The 22261-nt window shown below is 50.8% G+C and carries 21 protein-coding genes; 10 read left to right on the top strand and 11 right to left on the bottom strand.

Annotated features, from left to right (window positions below):
- Positions 1–47: 47 nt before the first annotated feature.
- From ACJ67_RS11440 to ACJ67_RS11420, 5 genes are all read left to right on the top strand, one after another.
- Positions 48–1187, top strand: a complete 1140-nt coding sequence (locus tag ACJ67_RS11440; RefSeq protein WP_049639175.1) for a sugar phosphate nucleotidyltransferase — start codon at positions 48–50, stop codon at positions 1185–1187.
- Between the two features lie 149 nt (positions 1188–1336).
- Complete coding sequence (locus ACJ67_RS11435) at positions 1337–2821, top strand: choice-of-anchor I family protein (protein ID WP_049639174.1); 1485 nt, start codon at positions 1337–1339, stop codon at positions 2819–2821.
- Between the two features lie 148 nt (positions 2822–2969).
- Positions 2970–3473: a cytochrome c5 family protein gene (locus ACJ67_RS11430; protein ID WP_049639912.1), complete on the top strand. Its 504-nt coding sequence runs from the start codon at positions 2970–2972 to the stop codon at positions 3471–3473.
- Between the two features lie 77 nt (positions 3474–3550).
- Complete coding sequence (locus ACJ67_RS11425; protein ID WP_082164139.1) at positions 3551–4390, top strand: symmetrical bis(5'-nucleosyl)-tetraphosphatase; 840 nt, start codon at positions 3551–3553, stop codon at positions 4388–4390.
- 15 nt (positions 4391–4405) lie between these two features.
- Positions 4406–5164: a TSUP family transporter gene (locus ACJ67_RS11420; RefSeq protein ID WP_049639173.1), complete on the top strand. Its 759-nt coding sequence runs from the start codon at positions 4406–4408 to the stop codon at positions 5162–5164.
- Between the two features lie 6 nt (positions 5165–5170).
- Here the strand turns inward: ACJ67_RS11420 and ACJ67_RS11415 are convergent, their stop codons facing one another.
- The 5 genes from ACJ67_RS11415 to ACJ67_RS11395 form a co-directional block, all read right to left on the bottom strand.
- On the bottom strand, positions 5171–5971 hold the full coding sequence (locus ACJ67_RS11415) for a 1-acyl-sn-glycerol-3-phosphate acyltransferase (RefSeq protein ID WP_049639172.1): 801 nt from the start codon (positions 5969–5971) through the stop codon (positions 5171–5173).
- Between the two features lies 1 nt (position 5972).
- Positions 5973–6755, bottom strand: a complete 783-nt coding sequence (locus ACJ67_RS11410; RefSeq protein ID WP_049639171.1) for a GNAT family N-acetyltransferase — start codon at positions 6753–6755, stop codon at positions 5973–5975.
- Between the two features lie 147 nt (positions 6756–6902).
- The gene (locus ACJ67_RS11405; protein WP_049639170.1) at positions 6903–7361 is read right to left on the bottom strand and encodes a glycine zipper 2TM domain-containing protein; all 459 of its coding nucleotides are present in this window, start codon (positions 7359–7361) and stop codon (positions 6903–6905) included.
- Positions 7362–7377: 16 nt separating this feature from the next.
- Positions 7378–8346, bottom strand: a complete 969-nt coding sequence (locus tag ACJ67_RS11400) for a carbohydrate kinase family protein (protein WP_049639910.1) — start codon at positions 8344–8346, stop codon at positions 7378–7380.
- Positions 8347–8430: 84 nt separating this feature from the next.
- Positions 8431–8997, bottom strand: coding sequence for a TetR/AcrR family transcriptional regulator (locus tag ACJ67_RS11395; protein ID WP_049639169.1), 567 nt, complete (start codon positions 8995–8997; stop codon positions 8431–8433).
- A 152-nt stretch (positions 8998–9149) separates the two neighbouring features.
- Here ACJ67_RS11395 and ACJ67_RS11390 point away from each other — a divergent pair, with 152 nt between their 5' ends.
- Positions 9150–9647 (top strand): SRPBCC family protein, encoded by a 498-nt coding sequence (locus tag ACJ67_RS11390; RefSeq protein WP_049639168.1) that lies wholly within the window; start codon positions 9150–9152, stop codon positions 9645–9647.
- Between the two features lie 44 nt (positions 9648–9691).
- Here ACJ67_RS11390 and ACJ67_RS11385 read toward each other — a convergent pair whose 3' ends face one another.
- From ACJ67_RS11385 to ACJ67_RS11375, 3 genes are read right to left on the bottom strand one after another with little or no spacing between them, the layout of a single operon-like run.
- On the bottom strand, positions 9692–10447 hold the full coding sequence (locus ACJ67_RS11385) for a hypothetical protein (RefSeq protein ID WP_049639167.1): 756 nt from the start codon (positions 10445–10447) through the stop codon (positions 9692–9694).
- A 4-nt stretch (positions 10448–10451) separates the two neighbouring features.
- Complete coding sequence (locus ACJ67_RS11380; protein WP_049639166.1) at positions 10452–10862, bottom strand: CopD family protein; 411 nt, start codon at positions 10860–10862, stop codon at positions 10452–10454.
- A complete protein-coding gene (locus ACJ67_RS11375; RefSeq protein ID WP_049639165.1) occupies positions 10862–11368 on the bottom strand; it encodes a TlpA disulfide reductase family protein in 507 nt (168 codons plus the stop codon). Before ACJ67_RS11375 ends, ACJ67_RS11380 begins: the two co-directional genes overlap by 1 nt.
- A 94-nt stretch (positions 11369–11462) precedes the next feature.
- Here ACJ67_RS11375 and ACJ67_RS11370 point away from each other — a divergent pair, with 94 nt between their 5' ends.
- Complete coding sequence (locus tag ACJ67_RS11370; protein WP_049639164.1) at positions 11463–15332, top strand: DUF3683 domain-containing protein; 3870 nt, start codon at positions 11463–11465, stop codon at positions 15330–15332.
- A 49-nt stretch (positions 15333–15381) separates the two neighbouring features.
- On the opposite strand, the gene ACJ67_RS14675 is transcribed toward ACJ67_RS11370, so the two are convergent.
- The gene (locus tag ACJ67_RS14675) at positions 15382–15507 is read right to left on the bottom strand and encodes a DUF3149 domain-containing protein (RefSeq protein WP_082164026.1); all 126 of its coding nucleotides are present in this window, start codon (positions 15505–15507) and stop codon (positions 15382–15384) included.
- 154 nt (positions 15508–15661) lie between these two features.
- Between ACJ67_RS14675 and ACJ67_RS11365 the strand changes: the two genes are divergently transcribed.
- From ACJ67_RS11365 to ACJ67_RS11355, 3 genes are all read left to right on the top strand, one after another.
- The gene (locus ACJ67_RS11365) at positions 15662–16678 is read left to right on the top strand and encodes a quinone-dependent dihydroorotate dehydrogenase (protein WP_049639163.1); all 1017 of its coding nucleotides are present in this window, start codon (positions 15662–15664) and stop codon (positions 16676–16678) included.
- The gene (locus ACJ67_RS11360) at positions 16678–17310 is read left to right on the top strand and encodes a glutathione S-transferase (protein ID WP_082164025.1); all 633 of its coding nucleotides are present in this window, start codon (positions 16678–16680) and stop codon (positions 17308–17310) included. Before ACJ67_RS11365 ends, ACJ67_RS11360 begins: the two co-directional genes overlap by 1 nt.
- Positions 17311–17467: 157 nt before the next feature.
- Positions 17468–19831 (top strand): GGDEF domain-containing phosphodiesterase, encoded by a 2364-nt coding sequence (locus ACJ67_RS11355; RefSeq protein WP_049639161.1) that lies wholly within the window; start codon positions 17468–17470, stop codon positions 19829–19831.
- A gap of 37 nt (positions 19832–19868) precedes the next feature.
- Here ACJ67_RS11355 and ACJ67_RS11350 read toward each other — a convergent pair whose 3' ends face one another.
- The gene (locus tag ACJ67_RS11350) at positions 19869–20819 is read right to left on the bottom strand and encodes a PhoH family protein (RefSeq protein ID WP_049639160.1); all 951 of its coding nucleotides are present in this window, start codon (positions 20817–20819) and stop codon (positions 19869–19871) included.
- A gap of 2 nt (positions 20820–20821) precedes the next feature.
- A complete protein-coding gene (gene miaB, locus ACJ67_RS11345; protein ID WP_049639159.1) occupies positions 20822–22159 on the bottom strand; it encodes a tRNA (N6-isopentenyl adenosine(37)-C2)-methylthiotransferase MiaB in 1338 nt (445 codons plus the stop codon).
- Positions 22160–22261 lie beyond the last annotated feature (102 nt).

Genomic DNA, 22261 nt, shown 5'->3' with positions numbered 1-22261 from the left:
GACTATGCTTACCCGCTAAACGTTAAGTTATTTAAGGGTGTTGCGTTATGAAAGCCATGATTCTTGCTGCAGGTAAGGGCACACGTGTGCGACCACTCACTTATGAATTACCCAAGCCTATGATCCCTGTGTTAGGTAAACCTGTGATGGCTTACCTGATTGAGCATTTGGCCATGCATGGGGTGGCCGATATCATGATCAATGTGAGTTACCTGCACAAAAAGATTCAGGATTACTTTGAGGATGGTCACCGCTTTGGGGTGAATATCGGCTATTCGTTTGAAGGCGATATTGTGGATGGGCAAGTGGTGCCACATGCGGTGGGTTCTGCTGGCGGGATGCGCAAGATTCAGGACTTTAGCGGATTTTTTGATGAGACGACCATTGTTTTGTGCGGGGATGCGATTATTGACCTGGACATCACGCGAGCGGTGAAAGAGCACAAGGAGAAAGGCGCGCTGGCGAGCCTGGTGACCATGCAGGTGCCTATGGATAAGGTCTCTGGTTACGGGATTGTGGTCACCAATAAAGAGGGTCGCATTATTTCTTTTCAGGAGAAGCCTAGTCAGCAGGAGGCGCGCTCCAACTGGGCGAGTACGGGGATTTATATTTTTGAACCTGAGGTGCTGGACCTGATTCCTTCAGGCAGCGAGTTTGATATCGGCTCGGATTTGTTCCCTTTGTTGGTACAACGCGGCATGCCGTTTTATGCGATTCAGCATCCGTTTAACTGGATTGATATCGGCGTGGTCACCGATTATTGGCTGGTGATGCAGCAAATGATGCAGGGATTTTTCCCCTCTATGCCGATTCCAGGCAAGCAGATCAAACCCGGTGTTTGGGTGGGGTTGAATGTGCATATCGACTGGGAACATACGCAGATTGAAGGGCCGGTGTATATCGGCTCTGGTTCACGTATTGATAAAAACGCCCGCATTATTGGCCCAACCTGGATCAGCTCTGGTTGTCATGTTCAGCGCGACAGTACGGTGATCCGCTCTATCCTGTTTGATTACACGCGGATTGCGCAAGGCTATGAAATTGAAGAGCGCATTGTTTGCGGTGATTATTGCGTGGATCGCAAGGGGCGTATGGTGCATATCGATGATGACAATTGCGATATTATCTGGACCGATGCACGCGAAAAAGTGGTTTATCCTCAGAATTACGCCTATACAAGATTGTAGTGTAAGTGTGTACTTACATAATTGATTGAGCAAAGTTGCTTGATTCTCAAGCTCCACTAGTCCGTTGAAACATGGCAGACATGCCAGTTTCAAGGATATGTCATATTCGCTAAGTATCCTCTAAAGCACTTTTGAGAGAGGATACCAAAATGAAAAAACTGACCATCATGTTGGCATTGGCGCTGGGCACACTAAGCTCAGCCCAGGCCGCAAGCACTTATAACATCAGCAAAGAGTGGACATTTACGCATAGCGGCAGTGGTTATTTGTCTGAAATTCCGGCGTTTGATGCGGTGACCAATACTTTATGGGTGGCTGGCGTGAAGGGCGTGGATGTGCTGGATGCCACGACAGGTGGCTTTCTGCAGCATATTGATACCAGTGCTTACGGCAGTATCAACAGCGTGAGCATCAGCAATGGCATGGCGGCATTTGCCATTGAAAACTCGACGCGTACCAATGCGGGCATTGTCCAGTTATATAACACTTCCAGTCGCAGCCTGGCCGCAGGGACCAATACTTTTAACGTTGGTGCATTGCCGGATATGGTGACTTTTACCCCAGACGGCAAGAAAATACTGGTGGCTAACGAAGGCACGCCAGATGCATACGGCAAACGGATTGGGTCTAGCGTACCGCGCGTGTATGGCTCGGCCGCGAATGACCCAGTCGGTAGCGTCACGATTATTGATGTCGCAAACCGCACGGTAGCGGCGACAGCCACGCTGGCTGGTGTGCCTACGTCTGGTACTCATATCCGTACCAATACCGGCATGGATTTTGAACCAGAATATATTGCAGTGAGCGCGGATGGCAGCAAGGCTTATGTCACGCTGCAAGAAGCGAATGCCATCGGTATTCTTGACCTGCAAACCAATACCTTTACCAATGTGGTTGGCCTGGGTGCGAAAGACTTTAGCTTGCCGGGCAATACGATTGATCCGCTCAACAATGGTAACGTCAACTTCATCAATGCCAATGTCAAAGGCTTGTATATGCCGGATGGCATTGCCACTTATGACGTGGCTGGCAAGACCTATCTGGTGACGGCAAATGAAGGTGATTTCCGTGAGGATGACGGCGACCGTTCCGCTGCCAGTTCTCTGGGCGCAACCGGTGATCTGGCAAATATCCGTATCTCCAATACAGATTCTTCCGCAGGGGATTTATACGCTGCCGGGGCTCGTTCTTTCAGTATCCGGGATGCCGATGGTAACCTTGTGTATGACAGTGGGGACATTCTTGATAAAGAGGCGTTTGCACGTGGCATTTACGATGATGGCCGCAGCCGTGACAAAGGCGTAGAGCCTGAGGGGGTTGACCTGTTCACCCTGGGTGGCCGCACCATTGCTGCGGTGGGCCTGGAAAGAACACTCAAAGGCGCTGTTGCCCTGTTTGATATCACAGACCCAACTAAAGTCAGTTTTATCGATATGATTGTCTCTGATGGTGACTTGGCACCAGAAGGTCTGGTGGCGTTTGACATAGGGGGTAAATCTTACCTGGCGTTTGCCAACGAAGGCTCTAATACCACGTCGCTGTTCAGCATCAGCGCAGTGCCTGAGCCTGGTTCTGCCGCAATGTTGGGCTTGGGCTTGGTTGCTATCGCTGCGATGCGTCGTCGTCAGCAATAATCTTTAAGTGATTAATTGCAGCCAGGCATCCGCAATGCCTGGCTGTTTGTTTTTTTACTCCGGCACAAAAGCCGTGCGTGCGTTTCCTGTCCTGACGTTCTGCGTTATAATCGCGTGGATATTTTTTCTAACGCAACGGGATACGGATATGTCGGGTAACAATCAGGGTTCAAGCATTAAAGAATTAATTATTGCGATTCCAGGGGCCATCATTGGTTTCACTTTGCTAGTCTCGTTACTGGCTTATCTTTTTGGCGTGGTGGGTGGCGAAAAGGCGGAGCCTTCTAAAGAAGCCACTGAGGCAGCAGAACAGAAAGTGGTCGCCAATATCCAGCCAGTGGCAACGGTGGAAGTGGCTGAGGCCGCTGGTGAGCACGTTGAGAAAAGCGGCGAGGAAATCGTTAAAGGCGTGTGTATTGCCTGTCATGGCGTTGGTGCCCTGGGTGCGCCTAAAGTGGGCGACGCTGGCGATTGGGGTCCACGTATCGCGCAAGGGTATGAAACCCTGGTCAAGCATGCGATTGAAGGCATTCGTAGCATGCCTGCCCGTGGTGGCAACGCTGAGTTGACCGACCATGAAGTGGCAGATGCCGTCGCTTATATGGCGAATCAGGCGGGTGCAAAATTTGACGCTGCCAGCTTGAAAAAATAATGAAGTAACACGTTAAAAGCCGCTTGAATCAAGCGGCTTTTTTATTGGTAAATCTGTTTCCGGAACACATTGAACCCATGGCGAGATACGCAATTGGTGATATCCAGGGTTGTTATCACTCCCTGATGCATTTACTTGAGCAGCTGGATTTTCAGCCAGGCTATGACACCTTGTGGCTAGTGGGCGACCTGATCAATCGCGGTACGGGTTCGCTAGCAGTGCTGCGCTGGGTGTTTGAGCATCAATCCCACGTCAGGGTCGTGTTGGGTAATCACGATTTGCACGCCATCGCGGTGGCACATCATATCAAGCCGCCGCATCGTTTTGATACGCTGTCTGAACTCCTTTCTGCTGCAGATGGGGATGACTTATTGCACTGGTTACGTCAGCAACCCCTCATGGTGCTTGAAGACGATTTTGCCATGCTGCATGCCGGGCTCTATCCACAATGGACATTAGCCGAGGCCAGGGCAATGGCGGCTGAGGTCGAAGCCGTTTTACAGTCTCCGGAATACCTTGGCTTTTTACAGCAAATGTATGGCAATCAGCCCGCTGCCTGGCAGGATGATCTGGCAGGGATGGATCGCTTGCGCGCGATTACCAATGCCTTTACACGCATGCGCCTGCTGGATGCTGAAGGGGTCATGGAGTTTTCTTTCAAAGGCGAGTTGCCAGATACCCCTGCAGGCTATATGCCATGGTTTCTCGCCCCTGACCGTCAATCTTCCAACACAGCGCAGAAAATTCTGTTTGGGCATTGGTCTGCCTTAGGGTTGTACCAAGGGCACGGTGTGATTGGGCTGGATACCGGTTGCCTGTGGGGGCGTCAGTTGACGGCGTATGCGCTGGAGACCGGGCAGATCAGCCAGGTGCCGTTAGATTTGCGTGACCGCCCATCCGATTTGGCCAGCGATTAGCAGAAGGCAAACGATATGGAGTTATGGCTGGTCATCTCGGCAGCTTTCTTGGCCGGCATTGTGGATGCCATGGTCGGTGGCGGTGGGCTGGTCACGGTTCCGGCCTTGCTGACAACTTATGCGAATACTGCGCCAGCGTTGTTGCTCGGAACTAACAAGTGCTCCAGCGTGTTTGGGACTGCCGTGGCAGCATGGCGTTATGGTCGGCATGTCCGCTTAGACTGGGCGTGGCTGGCGCCTGCTGCACTGGCGGCATTGATAGGGTCCGGCCTGGGAGCATGGACGCTGACCTGGACGGATCCTGAATTCCTGCGCAAATTATTGCCCTGGGTGTTACTGCTGGTATTGTTCTATACCTTCAAGTATCCGCAATTCGGTTTAACACGCATCACGACTTCGCATAGTGTGCGGCAACGTTTCCTGATCGCTGTTGCGATAGGTGCCTCGATTGGATGGTATGACGGCTTTTTTGGGCCGGGCACCGGTAGCTTTTTTATTTTCTTGCTGGTGCGCTGGCTGGGGCAGGACTTCCTCCATGCTTCGGCGTCAGCAAAAGTATTGAACGCGACGACTAACCTGGCCGCCTTGCTAATGCTGGCAGCGACCGGGCATGTCTGGTGGCAGGTGGGCCTGATGATGGCGGCGGCCAATGTAGCCGGCAGTTTGCTGGGTACGGCGCTGGCGCTCAAGCATGGTGCCCAGCTAGTGCGGCGTGTATTTATGCTGGTGGTTGCGGTGCTGATTATCAGGACGGCCTGGCAGGCCTATTTTTAATTGCGATCACGCTTGTTGTCTTTGTAGTGATGGCTGGCTGACGACCTCAGAGGCTGTCGTCCATGGCAAGTGTGCAATGATTTCATTTCTTGCCTGGCTGGTGAGCGTTTGCCGGTCCAACAGGCGCGCTTCTATCGGCGTACAAAAATGTAAATGCACGCGTGGGGATTGCATGTTTAAAAAAGACAGCATGGACTCGATCATGGTCGTTTCCCCTGCATAAGCAGCCGCCAGATTGGGGCTACCGTCAGGTAGAGGGTAATGGATTGCAATCGGGATCACCGTTGCCTCAGCATCAATAGACGCCTGGATCAGGCTGCTTTTAAACGGTAGCACCTGTTGTCCATCGGTCGTCGTACCTTCGGGAAACACGCACAGATTGTCCCCCAGTTTCATTGCTTGTGTGACGACTTTAAGCACGCGTGCCGCATCGCGTTGACGTGTCCGGTTAATAAAGATCGTCCCTGATTTTTTCACCAGGTATCCAAACACTGGCCAATCCTTGATCTCAAGTTTTGCGACAAAGCGTACCGGAATCAGGCTATTCAGGGCATGGATATCTGACCAGGAAATGTGGTTGGCAACAAACAGGGTATGCTGTGTCTGAGGTGCAGGGCGTTGACCACTGACCGATACCTGTAAGTTAAAGCAGCGCAGGAGTTTTGCACACCACCAGCGGATGATTTGCTCGCGGCCACGGCGGCCACACACAGGCAACACGAGTGTTGCCAATGTGAGTCCGGTCAGGGTGTGGAGAAAAATGCGGGCGATGCGCCAATAGCGAGTAAGAAAGTTTGTTTTTGGCAAGTTATTTCAAGAAATGCGCAGCATATCTGGGATTGATTCTGGATAAAGGTAACAATACCAGCATATCTGCGGTATTAAAAGCCGGGTCCCAGGCGGGTTCGCCGCAAATGTAGGCACCCAGACGCAGATAGCCTTTGACCAGCGGCGGGCAGGTCACTGGCAATGATTGGTCCAGCGCTTCTATGGGTAAAGGATGGTGTGGGAACACACGGTATTCTGCCGGGGATAAATAATCCTCACGCAAATTGTTAAACAGCGAAGCGGCAGTATGGCCGCCATCATGCATGGAGATGCTGGCGCAACCGATCATGTATTCGTACTGACGCGCCATCATGTATTTGGCCAGGCCTGCCCATAGCATGGTGATGGTGCCGCCGGTCCGGTAGTCGGCATGCACACAGGCACGGCCTACCTCTACCATCCGGTCAGATAACGGTGCCAGGCGGCTTAAGTCAAACTCACCGGCTGAATAGTAACCACCAGCCAGCATGGCCTGCATGGGGTTTAAAATGCGGTAGGTGCCAACGACTTGTTGCGTAGCATCGTCACGTACCAGCAAATGATCACAAAATGCATCAAAGCCATCCACATCCAGGCCATTCTGACTCTTGATTTGTGCGCCCATTTCTTCGGCAAATACCTGGTAGCGCAAACGCTGTGCTTCCGTGATTTCTTCTGCGCTGGTGGCCAGTGCGACACTTAAGGTAGACTGGCGGGCGCTAGTGGTGGGTGATTGAATCTCTGGCTGGTATAAGCCATGTTCTTGCAGATTGCGTTCTAACATCACGCGGCTCCTTGATTGAGGGTTAGCGTGATATTAGGAGTGTCACATGAACGATTGGTGACGCTGACGTGACAGTTGTGTGACGGTGTCGGTAGCGAAAAACGAAAAGAGCGACCATTGGTCGCTCTTTTTTAGATAGTCTGCGGCTTAGTGTGAAACGCGGGAAGTACCGCCATTCTCAACAATACGCACACGGTCACCGGCGTTGAATTGCTCGTCAGCCTCTTGCACGATCGCTACCAGGCCGCCGCCATCCAGTTTGACGGTGATTTCCAGCGCGTTCTTGCGGGTGACAGCCTCTTCGGCCGCGGAGCCTGCCAGACCACCTGCGACTGCGCCGATCACGGCAGCGATGGCGCTACCTCTCCCCCCACCAATGGTACTGCCAGCAATGCCGCCGACTGCCCCACCAGCAATCGTGCCGACTGGAGATTTCGTCCCTTCCAGTTTGACTGCGCGTACGCTCTCGACGACGCCAGTTTTGACAGTCTGGGCTTTGCGCGCTTCATCGCGTGAGTAAACGCTGCCGGAATTTGAGCTGGCGCATGCGCCCAGCATCCCTGTGATCAATGCCACTGCAACCCATTGCAATACACGTGTTTTCATTGTTCTCTCCTGTTAATCAGCTAGCAGTCTGGCGCAGGGTAGGATCTTCTTTCAGTGCATCCTGGACCAGCGCATGACTGTAAATGTTTTCAATCTCTGTTCTGCTTGGTTTGTGATTCTGCCCACCCCGGCTGGCAATCTTGATCGCCCCCATGGTGGATGCCAGTCGGCCACAGGCTTTCCAGTCCCAGCCACGCACAATGCCGTACAATAAACCTGCACGATATGCGTCGCCACATCCTGTCGGATCAACCACTTGCTCTGCTCTAACGCATGGAATGTCATGGCGTTGACCATCCGCGTAAATATGTGAACCCTCACTGCCCAGGGTCACAATCAAAGCTTTTACTTTAGCGGCTAATTGCTCAAGTGTCAGGCCTGTCTTGTCTTGGATGACTTGTGACTCGTAATCGTTCACTGCCAGGTAATCGGCCATCTCAATAAAATACATGAGTTCTTCGCCGTTGAACATGGGTAAGCCCTGGCCAGGGTCAAACATAAACGGAATGTTAGCATCATGGCATTCTTTGGCGTGCTGGAACATGGCATCGCGGCCATCCGGTGCAATAATCGCCAGCGCAATGTCACGCGCATCATTCACGCTATTGGCGTGCGCATATTGCATCGCGCCAGGGTGAAAGGCCGTAATCTGGTTATCGTCCATATCGGTGGTGATAAATGCCTGTGCCGTGTAAGTCCCGGCAATGGCCTTGATGTGCTGGGGGTCTATGTTGTTTTGCTCCAGCCACGATTGGTAAGGCGAAAAGTCATCGCCCACTGTTGCCATGATCTGTGGCTGGCCTTCCAGCAATTGCAGGTTATAGGCAATATTGCCGGCGGTCCCGCCAAATTCGCGTCGCATTTCCGGCACCAGAAATGCCACGCTTAGCTTATGAATTTTGTCTGCCAAGATATGATTTTTAAATTGGTCAGGAAACACCATGATGGTGTCGTAGGCCAGTGAGCCACAGATAAGAATTTTCATGAATGAAGTCAGGTTTTTAAGTAAAGTAGGGCTATTATTGCTGTCAGCCAGCATGCTGGCAAGAGGCGCAGGTCCCGAAGATGGTCAGGATTGCTTAATGGCAAGGTCAATGAGCGCTTTGGCTGCTTTTTTGGCCGATTTGATCGCCCCTGAACCGCGTTTGATTTGTTCGGCCTGAACGGCACCTTCAAACAGAATGGAAAGTTGCAGGGCCAGACCCTCTGCATCCTTGATATTAGCGTCTTGTGCCAGTTTGGAAATGAATTGGCGGAATTCGCGCGATTGCTGGAAAGACAGCTGGTGGATGCGGTTTTCTTCATTGGGGAATTCTGCCGAAGCCTTGATAAAGGCAATGCCGGTAAAAGAAGGGGAGGTCACCCATTCCTCAATAAAATCAAACAGTTTCTGAATTTTCTCATTTGGGTTGCTACCAAGGCCGCCCAGTTTCTCATTCATCCAGTTCTGGAAATCCTGATGACTTTGCTGTAATACGGCCAGTATCAGTTCTTCCTTGGTTTCAAAATATTTGTAAAGCGTCATTTTGGTGGTGCCGGCGACAGCCACGATGGTATCCACGCCGGTGGAGTTGATGCCGCGCGTCTGAAACAGGTCTGTGGATACCTGCAGAATCTTCTGCTTTAAAGTATTCATGACTTTATTATAGCACTCTATACCATCTTGTATAGCCTAAAGCCCTCTTTAAAGGATTAACTCCTATTGATTGACGCTTTATGTTGTGTTACATATACTATACTGTATAGTATATGCTTAGTAGTGCGTTAAAACTTAACCAGGAGAAAATCATGCGTAAAGTATCATCTTTAGTATTGGCAACATTATTGGCAGTGGCAGGCAGTGCTTTTGCTGCGGAGCCGCTGTTTGTGGTGAAGTCTGTAGAGCTCAATCAATCAGCGGATGTGGTGTGGAAGAAGGTGTCTGATTTTGGCAATTTGGGCGCTTGGCATCCTGCCGTGGCAAAAACAGAAATTGTGTCCGGTAAAAACAACAGCGCAGGAGCGAAGCGAGTGTTAACCCTCCAAGACGGCGGCAAAATCAATGAAACATTGACAGCTTACAACCCGAAGTCTAAAAGCTACTCTTATAAAATCACAGAGGGGGTGTTGCCAGTCAATGAGTATGCCTCAACCGTGAGTGTGCACAGCAATGGTGAGGGTAAGTCAGTGGTGGTTTGGGAAAGCCACTTTTTGCCTAAAGCACCCGCGGATGAAAAGGCCGCTTCAGACACGATCAAAGGTGTTTATGATGGTGGCTTGAACCAGTTGAAAACATTGTTCCAGTAGGTCGCTGCATCCATCAAAAAGCCGTCGTTACCGCGACGGCTTTTTTATTTTGAGTTTGCCATTAGTTTGGGTGTGTAATTGCATTGCACCTGGTCTAACAGCTGATTCACAAGTATTTGTTCGTCGCGGTTGGTGGTGACGTGGCCGTTAATGATATTTTCGATGTAGACGCTCTTGACGCGGTCGGGCAATTGAAGTGCCTCCAGCAGGCGGCAATCACCATGCTTCATGGTTTCCAGGCGGCTGTAAATAGCGGCAGTTTCCGACGGGCTGGCTTCAAGCGAGAGGGGCTTTGGTGGTGGCTGTGGTGCTTCAGCTGTTTGTATCGGCGGTTTAGTGGTCAGTTGCATGTGCCAGTAATAACCGCCCATGACGCCGCTGAATAATGCCATGATGACAATGCTGTAGTTGCGGATCGCCAGCCAATTGATTTCGCGGTTTGTTTGTTCATCAATCAGCGCCTGAGCTGCGTGCCTGGCATGTTGCAGCGCGCTGGATTGCTTGTTGCGCAATTTTTCCTGGCAGGCGCTCAATGCCATAAAGTACAACTGGTTGGCCAGCATGTCAGGCAGCCTGGCGCCAGCCAGTTGCGCCTGGGTAGCAAGATAGTTTTGCAGCCTTTCCGGGGTGTTGGTCTCAGGGGCTGACTCAAATGTTTGCGGTGCATTTTCGCTATATAGCGGGCTGGATAGCAGGTCGTCCAAAATGTTAAACAGGCCCAGGAGCTTATGGGAGGCTTGCTTGCCGGACTTGTCCAGCATGCGTATCAGCCATTCGGATTGCAGCAGGGCGGTGAGCATGTGATCAGAAGGGTTTGATCACAACCAGGATCACAACGGCAAACAAAATCAGCACCGGTATCTCGTTAAACCAGCGGAACCAGACATGGCTATGGCGGTTTTGCTGGGCTTTGAATTGTTTAAGCAGCCTGCCACAGTAGTGGTGGTAACCGATCAATAGCACAACCAGTGTTAGCTTGGCGTGTAGCCAGCCGCCTGTAAACCCATAGCCCAGCCATAACCAAATGCCAAATACCAGTGCCAGCAACATCAGTGGCTGCATAAAGCGGTACAATTTGTTGGCCATCAGGATCAGCCGGGCATGGGCCTGTGGGTCCTGCTCCATTGCCAGGTTGACGTAAATGCGTGGCAGGTAAAACAAGCCGGCAAACCAGCTTGTCACAAAGATGATGTGAAGCGCCTTAACCCAAAGCATTAGCTGGCTTTCTGGTTAAGTAGTTTGCGCAACTCAGCGAAGTTAAGTTCACCGATGATTTTTTGCAGGCGGTTGCCTTGCGCGTCAAAAATAAAGGTGGTGGGGGTCAGGTTGACATCACCAAATGCCTTGACCATTTCGCCATAGCCATCGTGCATGACGGCAAAGGGCAGGTTTTTTTCTTTGGTGTAATTGGCGACCTGTGCCGGCGGGTCATAGGGCATGGCTACCGCAATCACAACAAAATTTTTGTCTTTGTATTGCTGGTAGGTGTCTATCAGATCGGGCATCTCTTTGATGCAGCCCGGGCAGTCAGTGGCCCAGAAATTCACCAATACCGTTTTTCCACGCAGGTCCTGCATGCTGATTTTTTGACCGTCTAAGGTGGTGAAAGTCACTTCGGGCGCCTGCGGTTTTTGCATCACAGCCACAGCCAGGCCGACAAACAATAACAGCGCAATCAGCGGAACCAGCCATTTTTTGAACTTAGTATTTAATATCGACATCCTAAACCTGCTTACTCAAAAACCCTAGACCGTTTAACGTGTTTGTGCCGTATCCGGCGTGTTATAATTAGCTTTTGGTTTTGATAAATTATCAATGAACGCACCTGTCAACGCAGATTTGTTAAAGCACGATTCTACTCCTCTCACGCGTTTACGTGAAATCCCGTACAACTATACCTCCTTCTCAGACCGCGAAATTGTCATTCGGTTTCTGGGCGAAGAAATCTGGGAAATCCTGAATGTCTTGCGCGCAGAGCGCAAAACAGGTCGTAGTGCACGCATGCTGTTTGAGGTATTGGGCGATTTGTGGGTGGTGTCACGTAATCCTTATCTGCAAGATGACTTGCTGGAAAATCCCAAACGTCGCAAAGCATTGATCGAGGCTTTGTACCACCGTATTTCTGCCATTAACGAGCGTAGCGGTGGCAACGATAAAGTACAAAAGCTGGTGAGTGCCGCCACCAAGGCGGTGGAAAAGTTTGCTGATGACTTCAAGCAAACGGCTGAGCTGCGTAAAAAAGCCCTGGCCAAACTGACCAAATATACTCGCAAGGACAATGTGCAGTTTGATGGCCTGGCACGTGTTTCACATGTCACGGACGCGACCGATTGGCGAGTTGAGTATCCGTTTGTGGTGATTAACCCGGATACTGAAGCTGAGATTTCCTACCTGGTGCGCGCCTGTATCGAGCTTGGTTTAACCATTATCCCGCGTGGCGGTGGTACCGGCTATACCGGTGGTGCCGTGCCTTTGACGCCTTTGTCTGCCGTCATTAACACCGAAAAACTGGACCAGCATACCGGCGTGCAAATGCGTACCTTGCCAGGCGTTTCACGCCAAGTGGCCACCATTGAGTGCGGTGCCGGTGTGGTGACACGCCGTGCCATGGATGCTGCCACTGCGGCCGGGCTGGAGTTTGCCTGTGACCCAACTTCTGCTGATGCGTGTTGCATTGGTGGTAACGTTGCCATGAACGCCGGTGGTAAAAAAGCAGTCTTGTGGGGCACGGCGCTGGATAACCTGGCCTCCTGGCGTATGGTGACGCCAGATGCGACCTGGCTCGAAGTCGAGCGTCTCGACCATAACCTGGGCAAGATTCACGATATTGAAACGGCGCGTTTCAAAATCAGCCGTTACGATATTGACTTCAAAAATCTGTTGTCAGAGCCGGAAATCCTGGAAATCCCCGGTCCAAGCTTCCGTAAAGTAGGCCTGGGTAAAGATGTGACTGACAAGTTTTTGTCTGGTCTGCCAGGCGTGCAAAAAGAAGGTTGTGATGGCCTCATCACTTCGGCCACTTTTATCCTTCATCGCATGCCCAAGCATGTGCGCACCATTGCGCTGGAGTTTTTTGGCAACGTGTCGCACGCGGTGCCTGCGATTGTTGAGATCAAAGACTATCTGGATGCGACGGCTAAAAACGACCCAGCGGTGATTATGGCTGGCCTGGAGCACATGGACGAGCGCTATGTGAAAGCGGTTGGCTATGCGACCAAGGCTGCGCGCCAGCAACGCCCGAAAATGGTGTTGTTGTGCGATATCGCGTCTGACGATGAAAACGCAGTGGGCGAAGTGGCTTCTGCCGTGGTGCGCATGTGTAACGCCCGTAACGGTGAAGGCTTTATTGCCGTGTCGGCTGAGGCGCGTAAAAAATTCTGGCTGGACCGTTCACGCACAGCAGCAATTGCCCGCCATACCAACGCCTTTAAGATTAACGAAGACGTAGTGATTCCGCTGCCACGTCTGGGTGAATACTCAGACGGCATTGAGCGGATCAATATTGAGCTGTCTATCAATAACAAACTGCGACTGGTCGACGAGCTGGAAGCGTTTGTTTCGGGTGACTTGCCATTGCAGCCAGATGAAGACGGTAACGCTGACCCAGAAGGCGTGAAATCCAAGCAAAATATTGCATTGCAGTTGTTGCGTGATGTGCGCGCCAGATGGCGTCTGATCCTCAACACATTGGATGAACCTGTCTCTGTACTGGGCGAAATGGGTAAATCATTTGCACAGTATGACAATGTGTTCCGCGCCGTGCAGTCTTATGATCTGCGTATCTCTTGGAAGCGTGAGCTCAAGCGCCCAATGGCAGATATTTTTGCTGGCCGCGAATACCAGAAGATTCTCGACAAGCTGGATGAGATCCAGAAAACAGTCCTGAAGAGCCGCGTGTTTATTGCGCTGCATATGCACGCCGGTGACGGTAACGTGCATACCAATATACCGGTTAACTCCGATGACTACGGCATGATGCAAGATGCGCATGCTGCGGTGGCGCGCGTGATGGACCTGGCGCGCGGCCTCAACGGTGTGATCTCCGGTGAGCACGGCATCGGAATTACCAAAATGGAGTTTCTGGATCAGGCGACCATTGATACCTTTGCCAAATACAAAGCCAAGGTAGACCCTGAAGGCCGCTTCAATAAAGGTAAGCTGATGATGGGTTCTGGGCTGGAAAATGCCTATACACCAAGCTTTGGCCTGCTGGAACAAGAGTCTATTATCATGGAACAGTCTGCCATTGGCGAGATTGCGGATGATATTTCAGACTGCTTGCGTTGCGGCAAGTGTAAGCCTGTGTGTTCTACCCATGTGCCACGCGCCAACTTGCTGTACTCGCCACGTAACAAGATTCTGGGGACTTCGCTGCTGATTGAAGCCTTCCTCTACGAAGAGCAGACACGCCGCGGTATTTCGCTCAAGCATTTTGACGAGTTTAACGACGTGGCTGACCATTGTACGGTCTGCCACCGTTGCGAGAAGCCGTGCCCGGTCAATATTGACTTTGGTGATGTGTCGGTTAAGATGCGCAACTTCCTGCGCGAGCAGGGTAAAAAGAAATTCAACCCTGGCACTGCCGCAGGCATGATGTTCCTCAATGTCAAAGACCCGGCGACCATCAAGTTGCTGCGCGGTACCATGATACAAATGGGCTATAAAGCCATTAACATCGCCAACAGCCTGGCCAAAAAATTTGGCTTGCTAAAAGACAAGAAAGCACCGCCAGCCACTGTGGGCAGAGCAGAAATCAAGGCACAGGTGATTCATTTTATCAATCGCCCAATGCCTAAAAAGATGCAATCCAAAACCTCACGTGCCATGATGGGGCTGGAAGATGACACCATGATTCCGGTCATCCGTAATCCGCAAAAGGTCACAGAGGATTCAGAAGCCGTGTTCTACTTCCCGGGTTGTGGCTCCGAGCGCCTGTTCTCTAATGTGGGTCTGGCGACGCAAGCCATGTTGTACGAAGTCGGTGCGATTACGGTGTTGCCACCAGGCTACCTGTGCTGCGGCTACCCGCAAACTGCTGCAGGTAATCATGACAAAGGCCAGGAAATCACGGCCGATAACCGCGTGTTGTTCCACCGCGTGGCCAATACACTAAATTACCTGGATATCAAGACCGTCATCGTGTCTTGCGGTACGTGTATGGATCAGTTGCAGAAATACGAGTTTGAGAAGATCTTCCCTGGCTGCCGTCTGCTCGATATCCACGAATACCTGATGGAAAAAGACATGCGCCTGCAAGGCGTCACTGGCACACGCTATATGTACCATGACCCTTGCCATACGCCGATGAAGACTTACAAACCGCTGGAAGTCACCAACAAGCTCATGGGTACCGATGTGGCGCTGAATGACCGTTGCTGCGGTGAGTCCGGTACGTTTGCTGCAGCGCGTCCTGACATTGCCACCCAGGTCAAATTCCGCAAGCAGGAAGAGCTCGAAAAAGGTATGGCAAAAATTGGCCTGACCGTAGGCGCACCTGAGCAGCCGGTGAAAATTCTCACCTCTTGCCCAAGCTGCTTGCAAGGCTTGTCACGTTACGGTGACGACACTGGCATTGAGGCTGACTACATTGTGGTGGAAATGGCCAAGCACGTGCTCGGTGAAAACTGGATGGAAAACTACATCCAGAAAGCCAATAACGGCGGCATTGAGAAAGTGCTGCTGTAAATGAACAACCCCGCGCAAGCGGGGTTTGTTCTACTGGCTGGTGGATGAGTTATTGCTTGCGTGCGCGGATATACACGTAAATGCCCGCCCAAGTCATCGCGATTAGAATCGCCGCGATCACAATAAAGCTCATCAAACCATAGTCAGTTGATAACAAATCAATCAAAATTTTCATATTGGGTTCCTCCTGTCAGATAATCTTGCAAGCCATCTGAGGATTATTTTGAACCCTATTATCAATATGGTTTTTGATGTAACGCAAAAGTGATGTAAGCAGCAAATATTGTCATAGGCTGTAAAGTTGCAAACCCTGTTCAGGAAATTGAAGTATGAATATCTACCCCCTGCTTAAACCTCTGCTGTTCCAACTTGATGCAGAGCAAGCACACGATATTACCTTGCAATCGCTCAACCGTGCAGAAAGAATGGGACTGCTGAAATTGGTTGCTCCACGTTTGCCCGATCAACCCATCGAAGTGATGGGGCTGACATTCCCTAACCCGGTCGGTCTTGCTGCAGGGCTAGATAAAAATGCGGCGGTCATCGACGGCATGGCCGCGCTCGGTTTTGGCTTTATTGAAGTGGGGACGGTCACGCCACGCGCTCAACCAGGTAATCCAAAACCACGGTTGTTCCGTTTGCCACAAGCCGAAGCCATTATTAACCGTTTTGGATTTAATAACCTGGGTGTCGATCAGCTGATCCAGAATGTCAAAGCAGCCAAATTCAAAGGCATCTTGGGCATTAATATTGGTAAAAATTTCGATACCCCGAACGATCGCGCTGCTGAAGACTACCTCACCTGCATGCGCAAAGTGTATAACCATGCCAGTTATATCACGGTGAATATTTCCTCACCCAACACCAAAAACCTGCGTGCGTTACAAGAAAAAGAAGCGCTGGGCCAGCTGCTGGCGACACTCAAAGCCGAGCAAAAAATCCTCTCGCAATTGCATGGCAAATATGTGCCAGTTGTGCTCAAAATCGCTCCCGATTTAACCACCGAGCAAGTGCAAGAAATCGCTGAACTGCTGATGCAGCACCGCATGGACGGCGTGATTGCCACTAACACCACCTTGTCACGCGATGCCGTGGCTGGATTGCCGAATGCAGAAGAAGCAGGTGGGTTGTCTGGCGCACCGGTAAAAGCCGGTTCAACACGTGTCATTCAAACACTCGCGGCCAGTTTGCAGGGCAGTCTGCCGATTATTGGTGTGGGCGGTATTTTGAACGGCGACGATGCCAAAGAAAAAATGGCCGCAGGCGCCAGTTTGGTCCAGCTATACAGTGGCCTGATTTATAAAGGGCCGCAACTGATTAAAGATTGTCGTCGCGCACTCCTCTGATGGCGCTACCTATACTTTACTCCTACCGCCGTTGTCCCTACGCCATGCGCGCCCGTATGGCGATCTGGGCGGCGAATATTCAGGTAGAAGTACGCGAGATTTCCCTACGTGAAAAACCTGTACATTTACTGCAGATTTCCCCCAAAGGCACCGTGCCGGTAATGCAACTGCCTGATGGCACCGTGCTTGAACAAAGCCTGGATATCATGCAGTGGGCACTTGCCCAGAATGATCCGCAGGGCTGGCTGAATGCAGCGCCTGAAGCAGTAAACGCGCTGATTACCATCAACGACGGTGACTTCAAAAAAGCGTTAGATCGCTATAAATATCCTGACCGTTACCCTGAACATACGCAAGCTTATTACCGTGAGCAAGGTGAGCATTTTTTGCAAAGGCTGGAAGCCGCGTTAGCGCAGCATGACTATTTGCTTGGTGATAAACCCAGCATGGCTGATGTCGCCATATTCCCGTTTATTCGGCAATTTGCAGCGGTGGATACGGAATGGTTCGTAATGAGTCCATATTCCAGGTTACGTGTGTGGCTGGCGACTTGGGTGGAGAGTGCCTTGTTTGCAGAAATCATGCAAAAATTTCCTGTCTTTGCTATGACCGCCAGCGAGAGGTTGTCCTGAGCGATTTTGCACGAAGTGTTTAATGCAGCATATTCAGCCCATGTTTGACTCTAGGCTTCAGTGTTAGTGTGAATCCTTGTGTTAGACTGCGCGATAATTAATAGCCTAATAAATTTTCCATAAATACACTTTGCAATTACCTAGGCCAGGGAATGGGATGGAGTCTTTAGCAAGTAGAGCAAAAGCACTTTTTAAGCATGGCAACTTTGAGCAAGGGGTGCTTAAAGTGGTTTTTGTCTATGCGGTCGTATCGGCTTTATATATCTGGCTGTCAGACTCCTTTGTCAGCTTGTTGTTCAAAGAGCCGGGAAAAATCACCCAGGTCAGTATTTTAAAAGGCTGGCTGTTTGTTGGGCTGACCACGCTTTTGTTGTACGTGCTGGTCAAGAGACTGTTGCACAGAGTGTTGGTTTCACAAGCGGCCGAGCACAAAGCCCTGGAAGAGCTGTCTAAAAGCGAGGCGATTTATCGCTCCCTGACTGAGCAGGTGCCGGCGATTATCTATCGCGCCAATATCAATGATGCGAGTTCAAATGTCTACGTCAGCCCTAAAATACGCGAGCTTGGATATACCTTGGAAGAATGGCTGGCCTCCCCTGAGGCATGGATGGAGAAGATACATCCAGAAGACAGACCGATTGCCATCAAGGCCTTGGAGATCGCCCATCAGAACAAAACGGGCTTCTCCTGTGAGTACAGGCTTAGGACGAAAAATGGCGAGTGGCGAATCTTTCATGATGAAGCCGTTTATATAGAAGATGAGCACAATCACATTAGCTACCTGCAGGGGATTATGTGGGATATTACAGAGCGAAAAGCGCTTGAGTCCCGCATGCGTCAATTGTCACAGGCCATAGAACAGTCGCCTGTGAATACAATTATCACCAATCTCGACGGCAACATTGAGTACGTGAATAAAGCCTTCGAAATTAATAGCGGTTATACCGCTGCTGAGGTGTTAGGAAAAAATCCGGGGTTCAGGGCGTCTCATAAGACCCCCAAATCATCTATAGAGGCCTTATGGAATAGCCTGCTGCAAGGCAAGGTCTGGCACGGTAGCTTTATCAACCTTCGTAAAGATGGTACTGAATATGTAGAGCAGGCTGTGGTTGCACCGGTGCGGGACGATAAAGGCGACATCACGCATTATCTATCTGTGCAGCAGGACATCACCCTGCAAAGAAAAGCGGAAGAGGAGGCTTATCGATTAGCCAATTACGACACACTCACCGGGTTGGCTAATCGCAATTTGCTGATCAGCCATTTAAGCCAGCATTTATCTTCCGCTCAGCGTCAAATGCAGAATGACATTCTGATGCTGATCAATATTGATCATTTCAAGCATTTGAATGATGCGCGTGGTCATCGATTTGGCGACGATGTGCTTAAAAGTGTAGCGCAAAGTTTAATGGATTTGAATTTTGATCAAGCCATGATCGCCCGTTATGGTGGAGATGAGTTTGCCATTCATATCCATCACCCTTTGTCGTACGAAGGGACCATGGCGCATCATGCCGCCACGATTGTGGGCAACGTTTCCAAAGTGATCATGCAGCCGTTTAGCATTCAGGGGACACCACTGCATATTACAGCCAGTATCGGCGTGATCCTTTTTCCTGAGGCCAATAATGATACGGCGCTGACGGTGTTAAAAAATGCAGATACGGCGCTGCATATTGCCAAACAGCGAGGAGGCAATCAAACCGTATTTTTTGAGTCGCCCATGGCACAGGCTGTTGAAAGGTATTATCAGGTGGAGCGTGACTTGCACGATGCCTTGCTTGGTCAAGAGCTACAGTTGTATCTTCAGTCTCAGGTCAATGCCTCGGCCGAGGTCGTTGGAGCAGAAGCGTTACTAAGGTGGGAGCATCCGGAGCAAGGATTTATCCCACCCAACATTTTCATTCCTGTGGCCGAAGACTCGGATTTGATTACGCAAATTGATCATTTTGTCCTGCACGAAGTATGCAAGCTTCTGGTCTCTCCCCACTTGCAAACATTCCAGCACAGGATCTCGGTTAATATCAGCCCACGAACATTCAGGCAGCACACGTTTACCGATTCAATCAAGCAGATGCTCTCAATCTATGGCTTGAGTGGAGACAGAATTATGCTGGAAGTCACTGAAGGTATGGTGTTAAATAATCTTGAAGAGGTTGTCCAGAAAATGAAGATGCTCAGTAGTCTGGGTATCCATTTTTCGATAGATGATTTTGGGACCGGCTTTTCATCTTTAGCTTACCTTAAAAAACTACCCGTCCACGAACTTAAAATAGACAAAACTTTTGTGCAGGATGCACCGACCAATCAGAGTGATGAAGTGTTAATTGACGCCATCCTCGCCGTCGCCCAAAAGTTAGGCTTGAGGGTTGTCGCCGAAGGGGTAGAGACAGAGGCACAGTCTGTCCTGTTAAACGCAAAAGCTGAAATCGTGCAACAGGGATATTTGTTTTCCAGACCGCAACCGGTTGATCTCTGGTTGCAGGAAATTAACCGCGTAAAGACCAATACACCTTTATAAATGGTGATTATGGTCACCCCCATGCACTGCTGGTAAGTTAGCTCTTTTCTGCGTGCTGCTCAAATTTCTCATAAGCATTAATAATTTTCTGCACCAACGGATGCCGTACCACGTCTTGCGACATAAATTGGGTAAAGGCTATGCCTTTGACTTCCTTGAGGATTTTCTGTGCTTCTACCAGGCCGCTTTTCTGGTGGCGTTGCAAGTCAATCTGCGTGACGTCGCCGGTAATCACGGCTTTGGTGCCAAAGCCGATACGGGTTAAGAACATTTTCATTTGTTCCGGTGTGGTGTTTTGCGCTTCGTCCAGAATAATAAAACTCTGATTCAGCGTGCGTCCACGCATATAGGCCAGCGGCGCGACTTCAATGGCGCCACGTTCGAACATTTTGTTCACCGTGTCGTAACCCGCCAGGTCATACAAGGCGTCATATAACGGGCGCAGGTAGGGGTCAACCTTTTGATTTAAATCGCCTGGCAAGAAGCCCAGGCGTTCACCGGCTTCCACTGCCGGACGGACTAACACGATTCTTTTCACGCGGTCACGCGTCATGGCATCCACTGCACTGGCGACGGCCAGGTAGGTTTTGCCGGTGCCTGCGGGGCCGATGCCAAAGGTGATGTCGTGGTCTTGTATCTGTTGCAGGTAGCTGACCTGGCGCGGCGTGCGGCCGTGCAAGTCGCCGCGGCGCGTCATTAGCGTTGGCATGGCGCTGCTGCTGACTTCTTCTGGCTTGAGTTTGTCGATTTCTACCAGACCGAGTTGAATATCTTCGAGCTCAATCGGTTTTTTTGAGCGGGCGTAGAAGTTTTCCAGCATTTGCGCGCCCAGCCGCATATTGGTTTGGTTGCCGCTCAAGTAAAACGTGCTGCCGCGGCGGTTGATGTCGATATCCAGGCCGTTGGCCAGTTGACGGATATTTTCATCGAGCGGGCCGCATAAGTTGGCCAGCATCAGGTTGTCTTCAGGGCTGAGGGTGATTTCCATGCTTAATTCACTATTTCGCCGACCAGGCGTTTGGGGTTGTAGACGTCGGTAATTTTCACTTGCACCATTTGGTGGATACAACTTGCATTGGCGGCAATATCGACAACACGGCCATTGTCGGTTTTACCTGCCAGCAGGTTAGGGTCTTTCCACGACGGGCCATCAATCAGTACGCGTTGCACCGTGCCCAGCATGGCGCGGCTAATGGCGTCACCATTCGCTTCGTTTTCGGTTTGCAATTGCTTAAGCCACGCCGCCTTGTCGGCTTGCGGTGTTTCATCCGGCAAATAGCTGGCCGGGGTACCAGGGCGTGGGCTGTATAAAAAGCTGAAACTGTAATCAAAGCCCACATCGCGCATGAGTTTTAGTGTGGCCTGAAAGTCTTTTTCAGTTTCGCCAGGAAAGCCGACAATGATGTCGCTGGTAATTGTTAATAGCGGGTTTGCCGCTTTCAATTTGCGGATCAGGCCTTTGTATTGCAAGGCCGTGTAGTTGCGTTTCATCGCCATTAAAATGCGGTCGCTGCCAGCTTGTACCGGTAGGTGCAATTGATTCGCCAGTTTAGGGACATTAGCGTGACAGGCAATCAAACGCTCGCTCATTTCATTCGGGTGGCTGGTGGTGTAGCGGATGCGCTCAATTTGCGGCAGTTCTGCAATCGTTTCAATCAACAGTGCTAAATCGGCTTCTATACCTTGATATGGCACGCGGTAGGCATTGACGTTTTGACCAAGCAACGTGATCTCTTTGACGCCTTGTTCAGCCAACTGGATGGCTTCGGTAATGATGTCTTCAAACGGACGCGAGAACTCTTCGCCGCGGGTGTAGGGCACCACGCAGAAGCTGCAATATTTGCTGCAGCCTTCCATAATGCTTAAGAATGCGGTGGCGCCTTCGACGCGGGGCGGCGGTAAATGGTCAAACTTCTCAATCTCGGGGAAGGCAATGTCCACTTGTGGTTTGTCTGCCGCTTGTTTGGCTTTAATCAGCTCGGGCAGGCGGTGCAGGGTTTGCGGGCCGAACACCACATCGACATAAGGCGCACGCGCTATGATGGCTTCGCCTTCCTGGCTGGCCACGCAGCCGCCAACCCCAATCACAAGGTTGGGATTTTTTTCTTTGAGTGGAATCATGCGGCCGAGATGGCTGAAGACTTTTTCTTCGGCTTTTTCGCGCACCGAGCAGGTGTTGAGCAGAATGACATCCGCTTCTTCCATCTTGTCAGTCTGGGTCATGCCATCGTGCTCACGCATTAAGTCCACCATGCGTGAAGCATCGTATTCATTCATCTGGCAACCAAACGACTTAATGAATATCTTTTTTCCGCTGTCCTGCTTCATCGAACGTTAAATTTCTCACAAAAACAGTATTTTAGCGTATTTGCAGGGGAAACCCCAGCCAAGACAACGGACTGCGGTAAAATACACTTTTCTTGTCGAAGT

Source organism: Methylophilus sp. TWE2, assembly GCF_001183865.1.
Taxonomy (GTDB): Bacteria; Pseudomonadota; Gammaproteobacteria; order Burkholderiales; family Methylophilaceae; genus Methylophilus.
Note: the sequence above shows the minus strand (reverse complement) of the source record. Positions and strands in the feature narration are given on the sequence as shown.